This window comes from Olsenella profusa (genome assembly GCF_016900315.1).
Classification (GTDB): Bacteria; Actinomycetota; Coriobacteriia; order Coriobacteriales; family Atopobiaceae; genus Thermophilibacter; species Thermophilibacter profusus_A.
Map to the genome: position 1 here is coordinate 35483 of NZ_JACSNQ010000010.1, position 17542 is coordinate 53024.

Sequence of the window (17542 nt, forward strand, 5' to 3'; positions counted from 1 at the left end):
AAGCATTTTCCCTACCTGCGCCGATATGGGTTATCGACAACATTCAGCAGGTTATCAACAATATATTGTGCTAATGGGGGCGTCCGACCACTACTAGTTGTGTCATAGTAGAGCGCAGCACCAATCCGTCAACCCGGGCGCGCCTGAGCGGGCGCGCCTCTTCATCGAGATCGAGAGGCCAGCCATGAAGATCATCAAGCGCAACGGCTCAGAGGTCACCTTCGACATCTCCAAGATCGAGAACGCCATCCGCGCGGCCAACGCCGAGGTCCCCGAGAGCGAGCGCCTCACCGAGCGCGAGGTCAAGTTCGCCTCCCTGAACGTCACCGACGAGTGCATGGAGGCCGGTCACACCGTGACCGTCGAGGAGGTCCAGGACCTCGTCGAGGACCAGCTCATGGCGCTCGACCACTTCGAGGTGGCCCGCAAGTACATCATCTACCGCTACGTGCAGAACCAGAAGCGCCACAAGAACACCACCGACGACAAGATCCTCGCGCTCATCGAGTGCAACAACGAGGAGGTCAAGCAGGAGAACTCCAACAAGAACCCCACGGTGGTCTCCGTCCAGCGCGACTACATGGCCGGCGAGGTCTCCAAGGACCTCACGATGCGCGAGCTGCTCCCCGCGGACATCGTCGAGGCCCACAACGAGGGCATCATCCACTTCCACGACGCCGACTACTTCGCGCAGCACATGCACAACTGCGACCTCATCAACCTCGAGGACATGCTGCAGAACGGCACCGTGATCTCCGGCACCATGATCGAGAAGCCCCACAGCTTCTCCACTGCCTGCAACATCGCCACGCAGATCATCGCCCAGGTGGCCTCCTGCCAGTACGGCGGCCAGTCCATCAGCCTCGCGCACCTCGCGCCCTTCGTGGACGTCTCCCGCCAGAAGATCCGCCGTCAGGTGGAGGCCGAGATGGAGGTCATCGACGCCCACCCCAGCTCCGACAAGATTGACCAGATCGTCGAGCGCCGTCTGCGCGAGGAGGTCGCCCGCGGCGTCCAGACCATCCAGTACCAGGTGGTCACCCTCATGACCACCAACGGCCAGGCGCCGTTCATCACGGTCTTCATGTACCTCAACGAGGCCAAGAACGAGCAGGAGAAGGCCGACCTGGCCCTCTGCATCGAGGAGATGCTCAAGCAGCGCTACCAGGGCGTCAAGAACGAGGCGGGCGTCTGGATCACGCCGGCCTTCCCGAAGCTCATCTACGTGCTCGAGGAGGACAACGTCCGCGAGGGCACCCCGTACTTCTACCTCACCAAGCTCGCCGCCAAGTGCACGGCCAAGCGCATGGTGCCGGACTACATCTCCGAGAAGAAGATGAAGGAGTACAAGCTCTCCAAGGGCGAGACCGAGGGCAACGGGGACTGCTACACCTGCATGGGCTGCCGCTCCTTCCTCACGCCTGACCGCTCGGGCAACGGCTTTGACAACGTGGCCAAGGCCAAGAACTACGAGCCCGGCAAGCCCAAGTACTACGGCCGCTTCAACCAGGGCGTCGTGACCATCAACCTCGTGGACGTGGCGCTCTCCGCCCACCAGGACATGGACGAGTTCTGGAAGATCTTCGACGAGCGCCTGGAGCTCTGCCACCGTGCGCTGCGCTGCCGTCACGAGCGCCTGCTCGGCACCACCTCGGACGCTGCGCCGATCCTGTGGCAATACGGCGCCCTGGCGCGCCTCGACAAGGGCGAGAAGATCGACAAGCTCCTCTACGGCGGCTACTCCACGATCAGCCTTGGCTACGCGGGCCTCTACGAGTGCGTCAAGGCCATGACCGGCCACAGCCACACCGACAAGGAGGCCACACCGTTCGCCCTGGCCGTCATGCAGCACATGAACGACAAGTGCGCCGAGTGGAAGGCCGCCGAGGACATCGACTACTCCCTCTACGGCACCCCGCTCGAGTCCACCACCTACAAGTTCGCCAAGTGCCTGCAGCGCCGCTTCGGCATCATCCCGGGCATCACGGACAAGGGCTACATCACCAACAGCTACCACGTCCACGTGACCGAGGAGATCGACGCCTTCACCAAGCTCAAGTTCGAGTCCGAGTTCCAGCGCCTCTCCCCCGGCGGCGCCATCTCCTACGTCGAGGTGCCCAACATGCAGGACAACCTCGAGGCCGTCATCTCCGTCATGCAGTACATCTACGACCACATCATGTACGCCGAGCTCAACACCAAGAGCGACTACTGCCAGGTCTGCGGCTACGACGGCGAGATCAAGATCGTGGAGGACGACGGCAAGCTCGTGTGGGAGTGCCCGCACTGCGGCAACCGCGACCAGTCCAAGATGAACGTGGCCCGGCGCACCTGCGGCTACATCGGCACCCAGTTCTGGAACCAGGGCCGCACCGAGGAGATTCGCGACCGCGTGCTGCACCTGTAGGCTTTCCGCGGGCCCTGGGAACAAGGTCCGGCGCTCAGACAGCTTCGCCGCGCTGCGCGCGGCTGCAGAACTCGCGGCGGACCTTGTTCCCAGGGCCCGCCGCGAGTCTTTCTGTGCAGCGCACGGGCGCGCCTGTCGCGGCCCGCACGTTCTTCTCGGTTGTTCTAGTCTGGTTGTCCTTCTTGGTTGTCCTTCTTGGTTGTCCTTCTTGGTTGTCCTTCTTTGTGGGAGGGTGCTGTGGAGCTTGAGGTCATCGACTGTCCGCTCTCCGTGTGCAAGGTGGCGGACTATGCCGGCGTGAGGCTGGAGGAGCCGTTCACGTTCACGGGGCGCACGGATGCGGAGCGCTCGCTCGTGTGCCCCACGGGGTCCGTGCCCGCAGGCACGCTCGCCGAGGCGCGCGTGGGCATCTTTGCCGTCTCCACCTTCGACACCGACTACGTGCTCGTGAAGGAGAGGGACCTCGAGCGCGCGACCTGCGTCCTTATGGGCGCCGGCTACGTCGTGCTACGGTAGGGCGGGAGGCCAGATGAACTACGCGAACATCAAGTACTGCGACATCGCCAACGGGGTGGGCGTGCGGACTACGCTCTTCGTCTCGGGCTGTCGCCTGCGCTGCCCGGGCTGCTTCAACTACGAGGCGTGGGACTTCGACGCCGGCGAGCCGTTCACCGACGAGGTTGCGGAGCACGTCATGGACTCGCTCGACGCACCCTACGTCGACGGGCTCACGATCCTCGGCGGCGAGCCGATGGAGCCCGAAAACCAAGAGGGGCTCGTCGGCTTTCTCGAGGCCGTGCGGGAGCGCTTCGGGCACGCCAAGAGCATCTGGCTCTTCTCGGGCCACACGTGGGAGCAGCTGCGCCCGGGCGGGGCGTGGAACCTCGGGGACGTGACCGACCGGCTGCTGGACACGCTCGACGTGCTGGTGGACGGGCCCTTCGTCCAGGACCTGCACGACATCACGCTGCGCTTCCGCGGCTCCTCAAACCAGCGGCTCATCGACGTGCCGGCCACGCTGACCTCGCCGGGGGACGACGTGGTGTGGTGGCACGACGACCCGGTCTTCTCCACGCACACGATGGACTAGCCGGGAGCCCGCTAACGGAGCGTACGAACCCGCTGGGGAGGCGGACGCACGACGTGGCAAGCGTATCCCAGCAGGCGGGCGGTATCAGCAGCCGCCAGGCGGCCCCAAGACACCGCCCGCAGACACATTCTGAAACCTTCACAAGGCTGCGACTCGCCGAGCTGCGTCGTCAGCCAGCGGCAAGCCATCCGCACGGCAGCCGTTCCCGCCTGCTGATACCCTCCTTCGAACCCGAGCGAAGGAGGAGACGCCATGACCACGAGGCAATACGGCGAGAAGGACATGCCGCTGTTCACCGTTCCTTACTCACACATGGACGAGCGCGACGAGGCCCTCTATTACGGCACGCTCGACGAGCTGCTCACCTACGCCAACCAGGCTCTTGGCATCCTCGACGAGCCGTCGGTGTCCCTGCATGGTGACGACGAGAGGCTCCTTGGGTACGGCGCGGTGGTGAGCGAGGAGCTCTGGCGGCATCGCTGGGTCATCGATGACTTCGTGGGAACAAACCCGCTCGGGGTGACGCGCGAGCATCTGGAGGTGGCTCGGCTCTGGCGTCATGCGGTGCACGACATCTTCACCTGCATCGACGCAAACGCGGACTATGCGCTCTACATGAACGGTCGTCGAGTCTTTGCCGTCGGCGCGATGCGGGGGGACGCCGATAGCCACGTCCATGCCATCCCCTCGCTCATGCTGCTCACGCTGCTGCCCTTTCGGGGCGGAATCGTCACGGACAGCAAGACGTTCCACCTGAGCAGCGAGCCCGCCCCCGGCGCTCTTCCGCTCATCGCCCGGCAGGCGAGCGAGCTCATGGGCGCAGGCGTCGTGTCGACGGCGGCGCAGCTCGTTGCCTACGAGCGGGCCCATCGCGGCGAGAGCCAGATCTCCCGCTCGTGCCAGCGAGCCATAGACGCCCATCTGGCACAGCTGCGGCACCTCGGGGAGCCGTCCGGGACGGACCAACATGACGAAGGCCGGGCAGCGGCCCGGCCTTCACGTAACGACACCTTGGGCTCCTGACGCGCCGAGGGGCCACCCTATGATGGCCAAAGAGCTACCTCGCGGACTCCGCAAGCTGCTCGGCGGCCTTGTCCACGCAGGTCAGGGCGTTGAGACTCCTCGGGTAGCCGATGTAGGGCACCAGCTGCGAGACCACGCGGTAGAGGAAGTCGCGATCGTTGCCGAGGCTCATGTTGCCCGTGGCGTGGGCGGTGGCCTGCGGCTCGCAGCCGCCCTGCGCCACGATGAAGCAGAAGGTGATGAGCTCGCGGTCCTTGTCGCCAAGGCCGCCGCGGGTGTACCAGTCACCGAAGCAGTGACCGGCAAGCCAGCGGTTCACGTGCGCGCGCTCGGCCGGGCCGGACTTCCAGCTCTCGCGCATCCCCTCGCCGAAGTAGCGCACCTGGACCTCGTTGCCGGCCGCGACGCGCGTCTCGGCGGTCGTGGTGGCCTGCGGCTCCAGCGGCAGCTCCACCCCGCGGGCGAGAAGGACCTCGTTGGTCGCGCGCAGGAACGGCAGGACACGCCCGATGCCGAGGTAGGCGCTCGCCTGGTAGACGACCTCCCTGAGCTCCACGGGCGTGACGCCGGCGTTGAGGGCAGCCTCGGCCATGAGGGTAAACTCGTCCACGCCCTGGCAGCCGAGCAGCGCGGCCAGGATGGCCAGGAAGCGCTCACGGTCCGGCAACTGGGCGGCCGGCTCGTTCACCACCTCGTCGAAGGCGAAGTTCTCGAAGCGCTCCACGAACTCCGGGTCGGTCTCGGCGAGCTCGGGGGTGCGCCCGGGCAGGATGTGCTCGCGGTAGGCCAGCGCGGCCTCGCTGATCTTGGGCTCGTACGCCATGTCTTCTCCTCTCTCAACAGGGGGCGGAGGCGCGACGCCCCCGCCGCGGCTACGCCAGCTGGCCGTAGACCTCGTCGTCCACGGGCTCGAGCCACTCGGCGCTCGCGCCCTCCGCCGGCACCGCAAGCGCGATGTGCTGGAACCAGCTGTCGCGCGCCGCACCGTGCCAGTGCTTGACCTCGGGTGGGATGCTCACCACGTCGCCGGGGTGCAGCTCCTGGGCCTCCTTGCCCCACTCCTGGTACCAGCCGCGGCCGGCCACGCAGATGAGCACCTGGCCGCCCTTGTGGTGGACGTGCCAGTTGTTGCGGCAGCCCGGCTCAAAGGTCACGTTGCTCGCGCCGAGCTGGGGGTCGCCGAGCGGCGCCAGGTAGCTCTGGCCGATGAAGTAGGCCGCATAGGCGTCGTTGGGGTCGCCCTTCGGGAAGATCGGGCTCAGCTCGGACTCGGTGATGTTGTCAGTTGCCATGGTCTTGCTCCTCTCCCGCCCTGCCGGACGGTCACTTCCTGAACGTCCCTATCGATACGAGCGCTCGTAGATGCCGGCGATGTCCTCGTCGGTGGTCTCGCCGGGGTCGCACGCAAACAGCGCGCCCATCGTGGCCCGCGCACACCGCGCGAGCTCGAGGGCCTCCTCGTGCGTGCCCGTGAATCCGTAGTCGCTCATCTTGAGGTCGGCCACGCCGCAGGCCTCCTGCAGGGCGCGCAGGGCGTCGAGGAAGTCCTCGGGCTTCTCGGCGTCCGTCTTGCCCAGGGCGCGCGCCATCTCCACGAAGCGCTCGTCGCACACGTGGTGCCCAATCCAGAACCTGAAGTACTCCAGGGAGATCATCGTGAGGCCCGCGCCGTGCGGCAGCTCCGGGTGGTACGCGCTCATCGCGTGCTCCATCGAGTGCTCGGACGTGCACGCCGAGAAGTCCATCGAGTAGCCGCTCATCGTGTTGGCAAAGGCCACGGCCGTGCGCGCCTCGAGGTTCCCGCCGTCGGACACGGCAGTCGGCAGCCAGCGGCCGATGTTCTCAATGGCGGCCATCTGCACCATGTCGGCCATCGGGTTGGTGGCGTTGGAGATGTGACCCTCAAGGCTGTGAAAGAGCGCGTCGAAGCCCTGGTAGGCGGTGAAGGTGGGCGGCACGGAGAGCATGAGCTCCGGGTCCACGATGGCCAGCGTCGCAAAGAGGTTTGCCGAGCCCACGCCGATCTTCTCGTGCGTTTCCACGTTGGAGATCACGCCGGCGGAGTCCACCTCGGAGCCGGTGCCGGCCGTGGTGGTGATGGCCACCCACGGCAGCTCGGGGTTCACAAGCGGCAGGCCCTTGCCCGTGGTGCCGCCCGCGTAGTCCCAGAGGTCGTCGGAGGGCTGCGGGGCGAACATCGCCATCACCTTGGCGGAGTCCATGACCGAGCCGCCGCCGAGCGCCACCACGAAGTCCACGCCCTGCTCGCGCGCGAAGAAGGCGCCCTCCTCGGTGACCTGCTTGGTGGGGTTGGCGCCCACCTTGTCAAAGACCACGGTCTCCACGCCGGCGGCGTGCAGCTCGTCCAGGGTGCGGTCCAGGTAGCCGTTGGCGCGGGTGGACCTGCCGTTGGAGATGACCACCATCGCCTTCTTGCCCGGCAGCGCCTGCTCGTGCAGGTGGTTCAGCTGACCCGGCCCAAAGAGCACACGAGTGGGTGCGTAGGCGTTAAACGTGTTGCGTGCCATGTCTCTTCCCTTCTCACAAAGATCGGAATGTCTTGTTTCCGGCTGCCCCCCGCGGGGTGTCCCGTCTTTCACCGCCCCGTCTAGGACACGACGCGCTGGGCCCAGGCCACGGCCCGCCCGGTGGAGGCGGCTGCGTCGTGCCCGGCGATTGCCAGCCCCTCGGCGACGGTCGCCTGCGGGTAAGCGCGCCTGAGGTCCGTGACGGAGCTGCCCATGCCGCTCCCCTCGTTGGTGCAGAGCGGCGCGATGACCTTGCCCGCAAGGTCGCAGGCGTCGAGGAAGGTGCGCACCGCCATCGGGCAGGTGCCCCACCAGTTGGGGTAGCCCAGGATGATGACGTCGTAGTCCTCCAGGCTCGGAGGCGCCGCGGCAAGCTCCGGGCGCGCCCCCTCGACGAGCTCGCGCTTGGCCACGTCCGTGCAGGCGTAGTAGTCCTCCGGGTACGCGACGGCCGGCTCGATGCGGTAGGTGTCCGCCCCCAGCGCGTCGGCGATCGCCTCGGCCAGCACCTCGGTGTTGCCGCGCGGCAGGCCCACGATGCCACCCGACACGTAGTTCTGCCCCGGCCTCGAGAAGTACGCCACCAGCGTCTTTCCCATGCTCGCTCCTCTCTCGGGTTTTCCAACCCTCTCTAGGAGCAGCATAGAATCATCTATTCTTATGAGCAATTCCGATTTATCGGGTTTTGATAAGCAAAACTAATCGTTTAGTGGCGCCCCGTCATCAAGTGAACGAGACCCGGAGTCGGCCCCGTCCCCCGGCGAGAAGGGCGCTGCTGAGGCCCCGCCGCCTGGCGAGAAGGACGTGGAGGCAGCGCTGTCGCCCTCCGAGAAGAGGTCCTGCAGGATCTGCCCAAGCTCCTCGACGGCCGGCGTTGAGCGCTCGCGCAGCCAGAAGGCGTAGTACTCGTGCCGCAGGTGCGCCCCGTCGGCGCCGTAAAGCGGAATCCGCCGGATGACGGAGCCCGTGCGCCCCTCGCGCCGACGCGCCTCCACGGGCAGGAAGGCGCGCCCGCCCGCCACCGTCATTCTCGCCTCGTCGAGCGTCCGGGCAAAGACAACGTCGCAGTGGAAGCCCATCGTGTCCTGGAAGTAGGCACGCTCGACCTCCTCCTGGTCCGGCGCGGCAATGAGCACGCAGGTCCCGCCGGCGAGGTCGGCCGTGGTCACGTGGTCGCGCCAGGCGAGCGGGCTCGCCTCGGAGACCTCCACGTAGTCGTAGCCCACAAAGAGAGGCAGGTTCACCGCCTCGGGGTAGAGCGTCCGCCGCCGGTCGGAGAAGGTGATGTCCACCTGGCCGGAGCCCAGCAGGTCGCGCAGGGTGTCGTGGCTGCCCGCCACGCTCTCCACCGTCATGCGCGGGTGGCGCCGCACAAAGGCCGCCACCGCGCCGGCCACCTCCCAGCCCTCGTAGCGGTTGAGGTAGCCCAGGCGCAGCACGCTCGCCTCTCCGCTCGCGAGGTCGGCCGTCTCCCGACGCAGCGCGTCGACCTCGTCTAGGATGGCCGAGGCGCGCCGGAAGAAGTGCTCGCCGGCGGGGGTGAGCGTGAACGAGCGCCCCTCGCGGTGCAGAAGCTCCGCACCGAGGTCGCGCTCGAGGGCGCTCACCTGCTGCGACACCGCGGACTGGGAGACGAAGCTCTCCTCAGCGGCGCGCGTGAAGCTGCCCGCGCGCACCACGGCGCAGAAGTAGCGCATCTGCCTGAGCAGCATCTCTTCCCTCCCCCGGCGTTCTTCTCGACGGTCTCTCGCGCTCTTTGACGTTCCCCTGGCCGCTCCTTCGACGTTCTTCTCGCCGCGCAGGCCGCTCACGTAGGACGCCCGCGGCCTCCCGCTACGCGCCGAAGACGTGCTCCTCCAGCCGCCCGAACGCCTCCTGGACGCGAGAGAGCGGCAGCGCAAGGTTCATGCGGATGTGGCACGGGCCGTGGAAGGCGCGCCCATCCTGCCAGTCCACGCCCACGCGCCAGCCGGCGCGCAGCAGCTCGTCGATCGAGCGCCCGTGCTCGGCGCACCAGGCGGTGCAGTCGAGGAAGAGCATGTAGGTGCCCTCGGGCCGCGCGCAGCTCACGCCGGGCAGGCGCTGCTCGATGAAGTCGCACGCCCAGTCCACGTTGCCGGCGATGACCTGGTTGAGCTCGTCGGCCCACGCCTGGCCCTCGGGCCCGTAGGCGCCGATGAGGGCGTGCTGGGAGAGCACGTTCATGCTGTTGTAGTGGGTCTTTGTGCCCTTTGACTCCACGCGGTCGCGCAGGTAGTCGCTGTAGATCACGTGGTAGCTGCCGATGAGGCCCGCCAGGTTGAAGGTCTTGGACGGCGCGTAGAGGGCAATCGTGCGCATCCGCGCGTCCTCGGAGACGGTCTGGGTGGGGACGTGCGTGACGCCGGGGCGCACGATGTCGGACCAGATCTCGTCGGAGATGACCACGCAGTCGTGCGCGCGGAAGAGCTCCATCGCGCGCTCGACCTCCCAGCGCTCCCAGACGCGGCCGCAGGGGTTGTGCGGCGAGCAGAAGATAGCCACGTGGATGTGCTCCTCGGCGAGGCGGCGCTCCATGTCCTCGAAGTCCATCCGCCAGACGCCCGCCTCGTCGCGCACGAGCGGCGAGTGGACGATGCGCAGGCCGTTGTCCTCCAGCGCGTGCGTGAAGCCCACGTAGGTGGGGCTGTGCACGAGCACCGGGTCGCCCGGGGCCGCAAACGAGGTCACCGCCGAGACCACGCCGCCCAGCACGCCGTTCTCATAGCCGATGTGCTTGGGCTCGAGGTCACCCACGCCCTTGCGGATGCGGTGCCAGTCAATGATGGCCTGGTAGTAGGCATCGCTCGGCGAGAAGTACCCGAAGGTGGGGTACTTCAGGCGCTCCTCGACGGCGCGCGTGATCGAGGGCGCCACGGGGAAGTTCATGTCTGCCACCCACATGGGGATGGCGTCGAAGCCCTCGTCCGGCGCCGGGTAGGCCGAGCCCGCCGCGCCGATGGCGTCCACGGCGAGCGCGTCGTGCCCGCGGCGGTCGAGGATCGAGGTGAAGTCGTAGGTCATGAGGGGCCCTCTCGTCGTGGTTTTCCTCTGCTAGGATACCCTCATTCACGACGCCTGGCCCCCAGAGGACGCCGTGGCATGTGGCTTGTCTTCTTCTCGCCATGCGGCGGCCTCTCCAGGAGGGGCGGCCTGCTACGTTACGATGTGGCGTGCGTTAGAAATCGGGGTACGTTGTGCTCGCCGGCTGCGTCGACGTTAGGAATCTGGGCGTGCTGCGCCTAGAGACGGATGGCCCGTTAGGAATCTTGGCATGTTGCATTCGCCGGTCACGCCAGCGTTAGGAATTGCAGCAAGTTATGCCCGGAGAGGGACAATTCGTTAGGAACCCGGGCATGTTTTGGTCATGCGACCATAACATACGGCGATTCCTAACCCGTCGCGCCGCCGCAGCCACAACATGCGGCGATTCCTAACGCGTCAGAACGCCACGGCTACAACACGCCAAAATTCCTAACGGCCCCGCGCTCGGCCCCGCGCCCTGCCAGCCCCGCGCACCCTCGGTGCACCTGCCGGATAGACGCCACCGGACGGGCGGCCGAGAAGGTCCGCCGCGAGTTCCTGCCGAGCGCCCTTCTCGGCAAGCTACCTGAGCGCCGGACCTTCTCGGCCGCCCGCCAACCCCGGAGCCTCTAGCCCAGGGCCTCCACGATCTTGTCGCCCATCGCGGCGGTGCCGAGCACCTGCTCTGCGGGCGTGACGTCGTCGGCGATGTCGGCCGTGCGCCAGCCCTCGTCGAGCACGCGCGTGACCGCGGCGGCCAGCTCGTCGGCGGCCTCGTCCATGCCGAAGCTGTAGCGCAGCATGAGCTCCACCGAGAGGATCTGCGCGATGGGGTTGGCGATCCCCTGCCCGGCGATGTCGGGCGCCGAGCCGTGGCTCGGCTCGTAGAGGGCCGTGCCGTCGCCGAGGCTCGCGGAGGCGAGCATGCCGAGCGAGCCCGTGAGCATCGAGGCCTCGTCGGAGAGGATGTCGCCAAAGGTGTTCTCGGTCACGAGCACGTCGAACTGCCGCGGGTTGGCCACGAGCTGCATCGCCGCGTTGTCCACATACATGTCTTCCAGGCGCACGTCCGGGTACTCGCCCGCGATGCGGTGCGCCACCTCGCGCCACATGCGGGAGGTGTCGAGCACGTTGGCCTTGTCCACCGAGTGCACCACGCCCCGGCGACGGCGCGCCGCGTCGAAGGCCCAGCGCACCACGCGGTCGACCTCGTACTCGGAGTACTCCAGGATGTCGCGCGCGTACTCGCCGCGGGTGCCGCCCACGCCGGCGCCCTCGACGCCCATCGTGCGTTCGTGCCCGCCGAAGTAGAGGCCGCCCGTGAGCTCGCGGACGATGATGAGGTCCACGCCGGTGAGCACCTCGGGCTTGAGCGTGGAGGCGCCGATCAGCGCGTCGAACATGCGCACCGGGCGCAGGTTCAGGTAGAGCCCGAGCTCCTTGCGGATGGCCAGGAGCCCCTGCTCCGGGCGGACGGAGCCCACCTGGGTGTCGGTCCACTTGGGCCCTCCCACCGCGGCGAGAAGAACCGCGTCGGAGGCACGGGCTGCCTCGAGCGTGGCGGGCGGCAGCGCGGAGACGGGACCGCCGGCCTCGGTGGTGGCGTCGATGGCCGCGCCGCCGATGAGCTGGTCCTCGCAGACGAACTCGACGTCGTGGCGCGCCCCGATGGCGGCGAGGACCTTCTTGGCCTCGGCGATGATCTCAGGCCCGATGCCGTCACCGGGCAGGGTGCAGATGCGGTAGGTCTTGGATGCCATCGCTAGTTCCTGCCCTTCTCGGCCATCACGCGCTTGGTGCGCGCGACGAGTCCGCCGTCGTTGATAATCTCCTGGATGAAGGGCGGGAACGGCTGCGCCTGGAACGTGGCGCCCGTGGTCTCGTCCGTGATGGTGCCGGTGTCGGCGTCCACGGAGACGACGTCGCCCTCGGAGATGGCGTCGGCGGCCTCCGGGCACTCCAGGATGGGCAGGCCCATGTTGATCGAGTTGCGGTAGAAGATGCGCGCGAAGCTCTTGGCGATCACGCAGGAGACGCCGGCCGCCTTGATGGCAACGGGCGCGTGCTCGCGGGAGGAGCCGCAGCCGAAGTTCTCGTCGGCCACCACGATGTCACCGGGCTTGACGCGCGTGGTGAACGTGGTGTCGAGGTCCTCGAAGCAGTGCTTCGCGAGCTCGGCCGGGTCCGACGTGTTGAGGTAGCGCGCCGGAATGATGACGTCGGTGTCGATGTCACGTCCGTAACGGAAGACCGTTCCTCTGAACTGCATGGTGTTCCTTTCTGTGAGGCGCCCGGGTCGTGGGACATGTCCCGTGCTCAGACAGCTTGCTGCGCAAGGACTGCGCGCGGGGCATGTCCCACGACCCCGCGAAGACGTGCAGAAAACCAAGACGGTAAGAGGGCACGCCGAGCCGGACCGCCGTCGCGGGCCGCCTCGCCCTGCCCCGCCGCCGCTACGGGGCCGGCGACCGGGGCCCTTCTCGCCCAGCGACTTTTGCGAAGCAATGAGCTGGCGAGAAGGGCCCGGTCGCCCGACCCTCGTTACAGGTCGCTCGGCAGGGCGATGTGGCCGGCGACGGCCGAGGCGGCCGCGACGGCGGGGCTCGCCAGGTAGACCTCGGAGGTGGGGTCTCCCATGCGGCCGACGAAGTTGCGGTTGGTGGTGGACACGCACTTCTCGCCCGCCGCGAGGATGCCCATGTAGCCGCCCAGGCACGGGCCGCACGTGGGCGTGGAGACCACGCAGTGCGCGTTGATGAAGATGTCCATGAGGCCCTCGTGCACGCACTCGAGCCAGACGCCCTGCGTGGCCGGGATCACGATGCAGCGCACGCCGTCGGCCACGGTGCGGCCGCAGAGCACCTCGGCGGCGGCGCGCATGTCCTCGATGCGGCCGTTGGTGCAGCTGCCGATGACCACCTGGTCGATCTTGACGTCGCGGCTCTCGGCCACCGGGTGGGTGTTGGAGGGCAGGTGCGGCCAGGCCACCATCGGCACGATGTCGGCGGCGTCGATGTGGATGACCTGCTTGTACTGGGCGTCCTCATCCGGGTGGTACTCGACGAAGGCGCGCTGGGTGCGACGGCTCACGTACTCGCGGCAGGTGTCGTCCACCTCGAAGAGGCCCGCCTTGCCGCCGGCCTCGATGGCCATGTTGGCGATCGTGAGGCGGCCCTCCACGCTGAGCGCCTCGATCGTTGAGCCTGCGAACTCCATCGCGCAGTAGAGCGCGCCGTCGACGCCGATCAGGCCGATCACGTAGAGGATGATGTCCTTGGCGGAGGCGCCGGCGGGCAGCTCGCCGTCGACGACGATGCGGATGGTCTCGGGCACCTTGAACCAGGCGCGCCCGGTGGCCATGCCCACGCCGGCGTCGGTGGAGCCCACACCGGTGGAGAAGGCGCCGATGCCGCCGTAGGTGCAGGTGTGGGAGTCGGCGCCGATCACGAGGTCGCCGGGCACCACGATGCCGCGCTCGGGCAGGAGGGCGTGCTCGATGCCCATGCAGCCCTGCTCGAAGTAGTGGGTGATGCCCATCTCGTGGGCGAAGTCGCGCGTGACCTTGGTCTGCTCGGCGCTCTTGATGTCCTTGTTCGGCGCGTAGTGGTCCGGCACGAGGCAGATCTTGTCTCGGTCGAAGACGCCGGCGCCGATCTCGCGCACCGTCTTGATGGCGATGGGGGCGGTGATGTCGTTGGCGAGCACGAGGTCCAGGCCGCACTCGACGAGCTGCCCCGGGACCACCTCCTCGAGGCCGGCGTGCGCCGCCAGGATCTTCTCGCCCATGGTCATGGGACGTGCCATGTCTCTCCTTCCGTAGACCGGCGGTTACTTGCCCGCCTTGGAGCGGGTGGTCTGGATCATGCGGTTGATGGCGTTGACGTAGGCCTTGGCGCTCGAGACGATGATGTCGTTGTCCGCGCCGCGGCCGGTGTAGACGCGCCCGTCGTCGGCCGTGATGCGCACCGTGACCTCGCCGATGGCGTCGATGCCGCGCGTGACGGCCTTGACCGCGAACTCCGCGAGGTCGCCGTGGACCGCCACGACCTTGTCGATGGCCTGGTAGGCGGCATCGACGGGGCCGGCGCCGGTAGCGCAGACCACGTGGGAGACGCCCACCTCGTCAGTGATGGTGGCCGTGGCCGTGGGGATCAGCGGGTCGCCGCAGGAGACCTGCAGGGCGTCCAGGGTGTAGACCGCAGCCACGTCGCGCTGGCGCTCCTGGACCATCGACTCGAGGTCCTCGTCGTAGACCTCCTTCTTCTGGTCAGCGATCTCGAGGAAGCGCTGGTAGATCTCGTCGAACTCGTCGTCCGGGAAGGTGTAGCCCAGCTCGCCGAGGCGGTGACGCAGCGCCGCGTGGCCGGAGCGCGCCGAGAGGATGATCTCGGAGCCGGCGGCGCCCACGTCGGCCGGGTCGATGATCTCGTAGGTGTCGCGTGCCTTGAGGACACCGTCCTGGTGGATGCCGGAGCTGTGCGCGAAGGCGTTGGCGCCCACGATGGCCTTGTTGGCCTGCACGTTCATGCCCGTGATGCGGCTGACGAGGTGGCTTGCGCGCGTGAGCTCGGTGGTCACGATGTCGGTGTGGGCGTCGAGCTCGTCCCCGTGCATCCTGATGGCCATGACGACCTCCTCGAGCGCGGTGTTGCCGGCGCGCTCGCCCAGGCCGTTGATCGTGCACTCCACCTGGCGCGCGCCGTTCTTGACGCCCTGGAGCGCCAGCGCCGTGGCCATGCCGAGGTCGTTGTGGGTGTGCACCGAGACGATCACGTTCTCGATGCCGATGACGTTGTCGCAGAGGCTCTTGATGCGCGCGCCGAAGTCCTCGGGCAGCTGGTAGCCCGTGGTGTCGGGGATGTTGACGACGGTGGCGCCGGCGTTGACGGCGGCCTGGATCACGCGGATCAGGAAGTCCTGGTCGGCGCGGCCCGCGTCCTCGGCGTAGAACTCGACGTCGTCAACGTACTTCTTGGCGTAGGAGACGCAGTGCGCGGCCCGCTCGATGCACTCCTCCTCGGTGATGCGCAGCTTCTCCTTGAGGTGGCTCGGGGAGACGCCGAGTCCCGTGTGGATGCGCGGGCGCTTGGCGCACTTGAGGGCCTCCGCCGCGCGGTCGATGTCCTTGTCCACGGCGCGCGTGAGACCGCAGACCACGCAGGAGTCCCCGGCAAGACGGCCGATCTCCTGCACGGAGCGGAAGTCGCCCGGGCTGGAGATGGGGAAGCCCGCCTCGATCACGTCCACGCCCATGCGGATGAGCTCCTGGGCAATGACGAGCTTCTCCTCGGTGTTCATCGACGCGCCCGGGCTCTGCTCGCCGTCGCGCAGCGTGGTGTCAAAGATATGGATCTTCCTGGTCATGGCTCAAGCCTTTCTCTTGGCGCCCTTCGGGTGGCCCGTGCCGGGCAGGCTGTGGCTGCGAGGTGCAAAAAGAAGTGCCCCGTCTCCCGCGGGAGGCGGCGGCACGGCAGCGCGCGCTGGGGGGGTGCGTGACCCTAGCGCGCGCAGGCTAGCGTAAGTCGGTCGGTCCCGGCCAGAAGCAGGCTCCGGCTGTCGAGAAGGGCGAGCGCGAACGCGCACTCGCAGACTCGAACGTCAGCAGCCTCATGCCGTGCCATGCTGGGACCTCCCTCGCTCTCGCACGCCCCCTCCGGGCGTGGTTGGTGCGCACTATCGCACAGTTGACGTCGCGCGCGAGAAACGGTTTTGTAACGGTAACAATCTGGTCCGCGGGCGGTCGGCAGCGCGGGCTGGGCGGCGGCGCGAGACGAAGGGACAGTCCCTTCGTCTCATTCTGCGCCGGGAACCCTCGCACGCTACAATGACGGCGAGAAGAACCTCGGAGGGAGCGCCATGATCCGCCTCATTGCCAGCGACCTTGACGAGACCCTGCTTGACGACACGCACCACGTGCCCGAGCGGGTGCGTCGCGCGGTGGCAGCAGCCCGCGAGCGCGGCGCGCGCTTCGTGCCCGCCACCGGCCGGCCGTTCGGCTCCGTCGACGTCACCCTGAGCGAGCTGGGGCTGCTTGGGACACCGGGCGAGTACGTGCTCTCCTTCAACGGCGGCGTGATCACGGAGAACGCGGAGCGCCGGCCGCTCACCAGCTGCAGCCTGCCGCGAGACCGGGCCGAGGCGCTCTACGAGTTCGGCGTGGCACACGAGCTCTGCATGCACGTGAACACGCTCGACCCCGTCTACCTCTACCACTACGTGCCCGAGGAGCGCGCCTACATCGAGGGGCGCATGAACATCGTGGAGACCCACGAGCCAACCCTCGACTTCCTCTACGCCGCGGGACACGTAGTGGTCAAGCTCATCTACATGAGCCTCGACATGGGCTACCTGCGCCACGTCCGGGACGAGCTGGACGCCGCCGGGCTCACGCGCGGCCTCGACGTCTACTACTCCGGCAACCGCTACCTAGAGTGCAACGCGCCGGGCGTCAACAAGGGCGCCGGGCTCATGGAGCTCGCGCGGCGGCTGGGCGTGGCGCGCGAGGAGGTCATGGCCATCGGCGACAACTCCAACGACGTGTCCATGATTCGCGAGGCGGGCGTGGGCGTCGCGGTGGCAAACGCGACCGAGGAGGCCAAGGCAGCGGCGGACTACGTCTGCCAGGCAGACAACAACGCTGGCGGCGTGGCCGAGGCCATCGAGAAGTTCGTGCTGGAGGCGTAAGGGCGCGGGGGCCGGCCGCGTCGGCCGCCGGTCCTTCTCGCCGTGCCAGCCGTCGCCTGCCGTGCCGCACGTCGCCTTCCGGCCGTCGCCATCCGCCCTTCGGCCTTCGGCCTCCGAGGGTACGTACACAATTGTAAATTTGATTAATCCCCCAACAACCTCTCTAGCTGGGGTTTCTTTGAACGAGCCTCAAAATGCGGCCCGAAATTGTGTACGTACCCTCCCGGCGGGCTTGTGTACGTACCCTTCCGGCAGGTCCGCTCAACCGCAGGGTTCAGCGACGGCACCGAGGAAGGCCGTTCGGCCGACCGCTCGACCGACCGCTCGACCGACCGCTCGACCGAGAGGGGCCGTGCCACGCCCCCGCGGGGAACACTTTCCTCACGGTCTGAGCGGACGATCGGAGCGAGCGAGGCGGTGATCCCCATGCAGGGAGGCGTTGCGCGGCAGGTGGGTGCGGACTTCCTTGGGACGGCAGCCTCGCTGGCCGCTGCCGTCGTTTTGGGGACGAGGGCCCCTGGGGGCCTTGGCGTCATCGTCGTCCCGCTACTCGGGACGGCGCTCATGTACTGCTTTCGCCGCTTCGTGGCCGGACAGGGGGCGACGCTGCACGGCGCGCTGGCCCAGAGCCTCCTCGGCTTCTACCTCGTGCACGTGACGAGCAGCCTCGCGGGCGCTCCGGCCTCCCTCCTTGCGGGTGCCCTCTTCTGCCTGGGCGTCGCCGCCTTCCGGGCGTGGGCAAGACGGCCGCCGCGCGAGCGGCCCTGA

17 protein-coding genes are annotated in these 17542 nt (G+C 67.8%); 6 read left to right on the forward strand and 11 right to left on the reverse strand.

Annotated elements, in window-relative coordinates:
- Positions 1-184 precede the first annotated feature (184 nt).
- The 4 genes from nrdD to H9X80_RS05865 all read left to right on the forward strand — a co-directional run bounded on the left by nrdD (position 185) and on the right by H9X80_RS05865 (position 4520).
- Entirely contained in the window at positions 185-2407 is a 2223-nt protein-coding gene (gene nrdD / locus H9X80_RS05850) for an anaerobic ribonucleoside-triphosphate reductase (RefSeq protein ID WP_204793408.1), read from the forward strand.
- Between the two features lie 237 nt (positions 2408-2644).
- The gene (locus tag H9X80_RS05855) at positions 2645-2923 is read left to right on the forward strand and encodes an ACT domain-containing protein (protein ID WP_342590879.1); all 279 of its coding nucleotides are present in this window, start codon (positions 2645-2647) and stop codon (positions 2921-2923) included.
- A 13-nt stretch (positions 2924-2936) separates the two neighbouring features.
- Positions 2937-3497 carry an anaerobic ribonucleoside-triphosphate reductase activating protein gene (gene nrdG, locus H9X80_RS05860; protein ID WP_204793410.1) on the forward strand — a complete coding sequence of 187 codons (561 nt, stop codon included), beginning with the start codon at positions 2937-2939 and terminating at the stop codon, positions 3495-3497.
- A 252-nt stretch (positions 3498-3749) separates the two neighbouring features.
- On the forward strand, positions 3750-4520 hold the full coding sequence (locus H9X80_RS05865) for a hypothetical protein (RefSeq protein ID WP_204793411.1): 771 nt from the start codon (positions 3750-3752) through the stop codon (positions 4518-4520).
- 34 nt (positions 4521-4554) lie between these two features.
- Here H9X80_RS05865 and H9X80_RS05870 read toward each other — a convergent pair whose 3' ends face one another.
- From H9X80_RS05870 to H9X80_RS09270, 11 genes are all read right to left on the reverse strand, one after another.
- Positions 4555-5343 (reverse strand): carboxymuconolactone decarboxylase family protein, encoded by a 789-nt coding sequence (locus H9X80_RS05870; RefSeq protein WP_204793412.1) that lies wholly within the window; start codon positions 5341-5343, stop codon positions 4555-4557.
- Between the two features lie 49 nt (positions 5344-5392).
- Positions 5393-5812 carry a cupin domain-containing protein gene (locus H9X80_RS05875; protein WP_204793413.1) on the reverse strand — a complete coding sequence of 140 codons (420 nt, stop codon included), beginning with the start codon at positions 5810-5812 and terminating at the stop codon, positions 5393-5395.
- 48 nt (positions 5813-5860) lie between these two features.
- A complete protein-coding gene (locus tag H9X80_RS05880) occupies positions 5861-7048 on the reverse strand; it encodes an iron-containing alcohol dehydrogenase (protein WP_204793414.1) in 1188 nt (395 codons plus the stop codon).
- 80 nt (positions 7049-7128) lie between these two features.
- A complete protein-coding gene (locus H9X80_RS05885) occupies positions 7129-7647 on the reverse strand; it encodes a flavodoxin (RefSeq protein ID WP_204793415.1) in 519 nt (172 codons plus the stop codon).
- Between the two features lie 99 nt (positions 7648-7746).
- Positions 7747-8760 carry a LysR family transcriptional regulator gene (locus tag H9X80_RS05890; RefSeq protein WP_204793416.1) on the reverse strand — a complete coding sequence of 338 codons (1014 nt, stop codon included), beginning with the start codon at positions 8758-8760 and terminating at the stop codon, positions 7747-7749.
- 121 nt (positions 8761-8881) lie between these two features.
- Positions 8882-10090 carry a MalY/PatB family protein gene (locus tag H9X80_RS05895; protein ID WP_204793417.1) on the reverse strand — a complete coding sequence of 403 codons (1209 nt, stop codon included), beginning with the start codon at positions 10088-10090 and terminating at the stop codon, positions 8882-8884.
- 629 nt (positions 10091-10719) lie between these two features.
- Entirely contained in the window at positions 10720-11850 is a 1131-nt protein-coding gene (leuB, locus tag H9X80_RS05900; RefSeq protein WP_204793418.1) for a 3-isopropylmalate dehydrogenase, read from the reverse strand.
- Positions 11851-11852: 2 nt separating this feature from the next.
- Entirely contained in the window at positions 11853-12359 is a 507-nt protein-coding gene (gene leuD, locus H9X80_RS05905; protein WP_204793419.1) for a 3-isopropylmalate dehydratase small subunit, read from the reverse strand.
- A 272-nt stretch (positions 12360-12631) separates the two neighbouring features.
- Entirely contained in the window at positions 12632-13894 is a 1263-nt protein-coding gene (gene leuC / locus H9X80_RS05910) for a 3-isopropylmalate dehydratase large subunit (RefSeq protein WP_204793420.1), read from the reverse strand.
- A gap of 24 nt (positions 13895-13918) precedes the next feature.
- Positions 13919-15454, reverse strand: a complete 1536-nt coding sequence (locus tag H9X80_RS05915) for a 2-isopropylmalate synthase (RefSeq protein ID WP_204793421.1) — start codon at positions 15452-15454, stop codon at positions 13919-13921.
- A gap of 134 nt (positions 15455-15588) precedes the next feature.
- Positions 15589-15711: a hypothetical protein gene (locus tag H9X80_RS09270; RefSeq protein ID WP_275100702.1), complete on the reverse strand. Its 123-nt coding sequence runs from the start codon at positions 15709-15711 to the stop codon at positions 15589-15591.
- A gap of 235 nt (positions 15712-15946) precedes the next feature.
- Here H9X80_RS09270 and H9X80_RS05920 point away from each other — a divergent pair, with 235 nt between their 5' ends.
- Entirely contained in the window at positions 15947-16774 is an 828-nt protein-coding gene (locus H9X80_RS05920; protein ID WP_204793422.1) for a Cof-type HAD-IIB family hydrolase, read from the forward strand.
- A gap of 426 nt (positions 16775-17200) precedes the next feature.
- Positions 17201-17542 carry a hypothetical protein gene (locus H9X80_RS05925; protein ID WP_204793423.1) on the forward strand — a complete coding sequence of 114 codons (342 nt, stop codon included), beginning with the start codon at positions 17201-17203 and terminating at the stop codon, positions 17540-17542.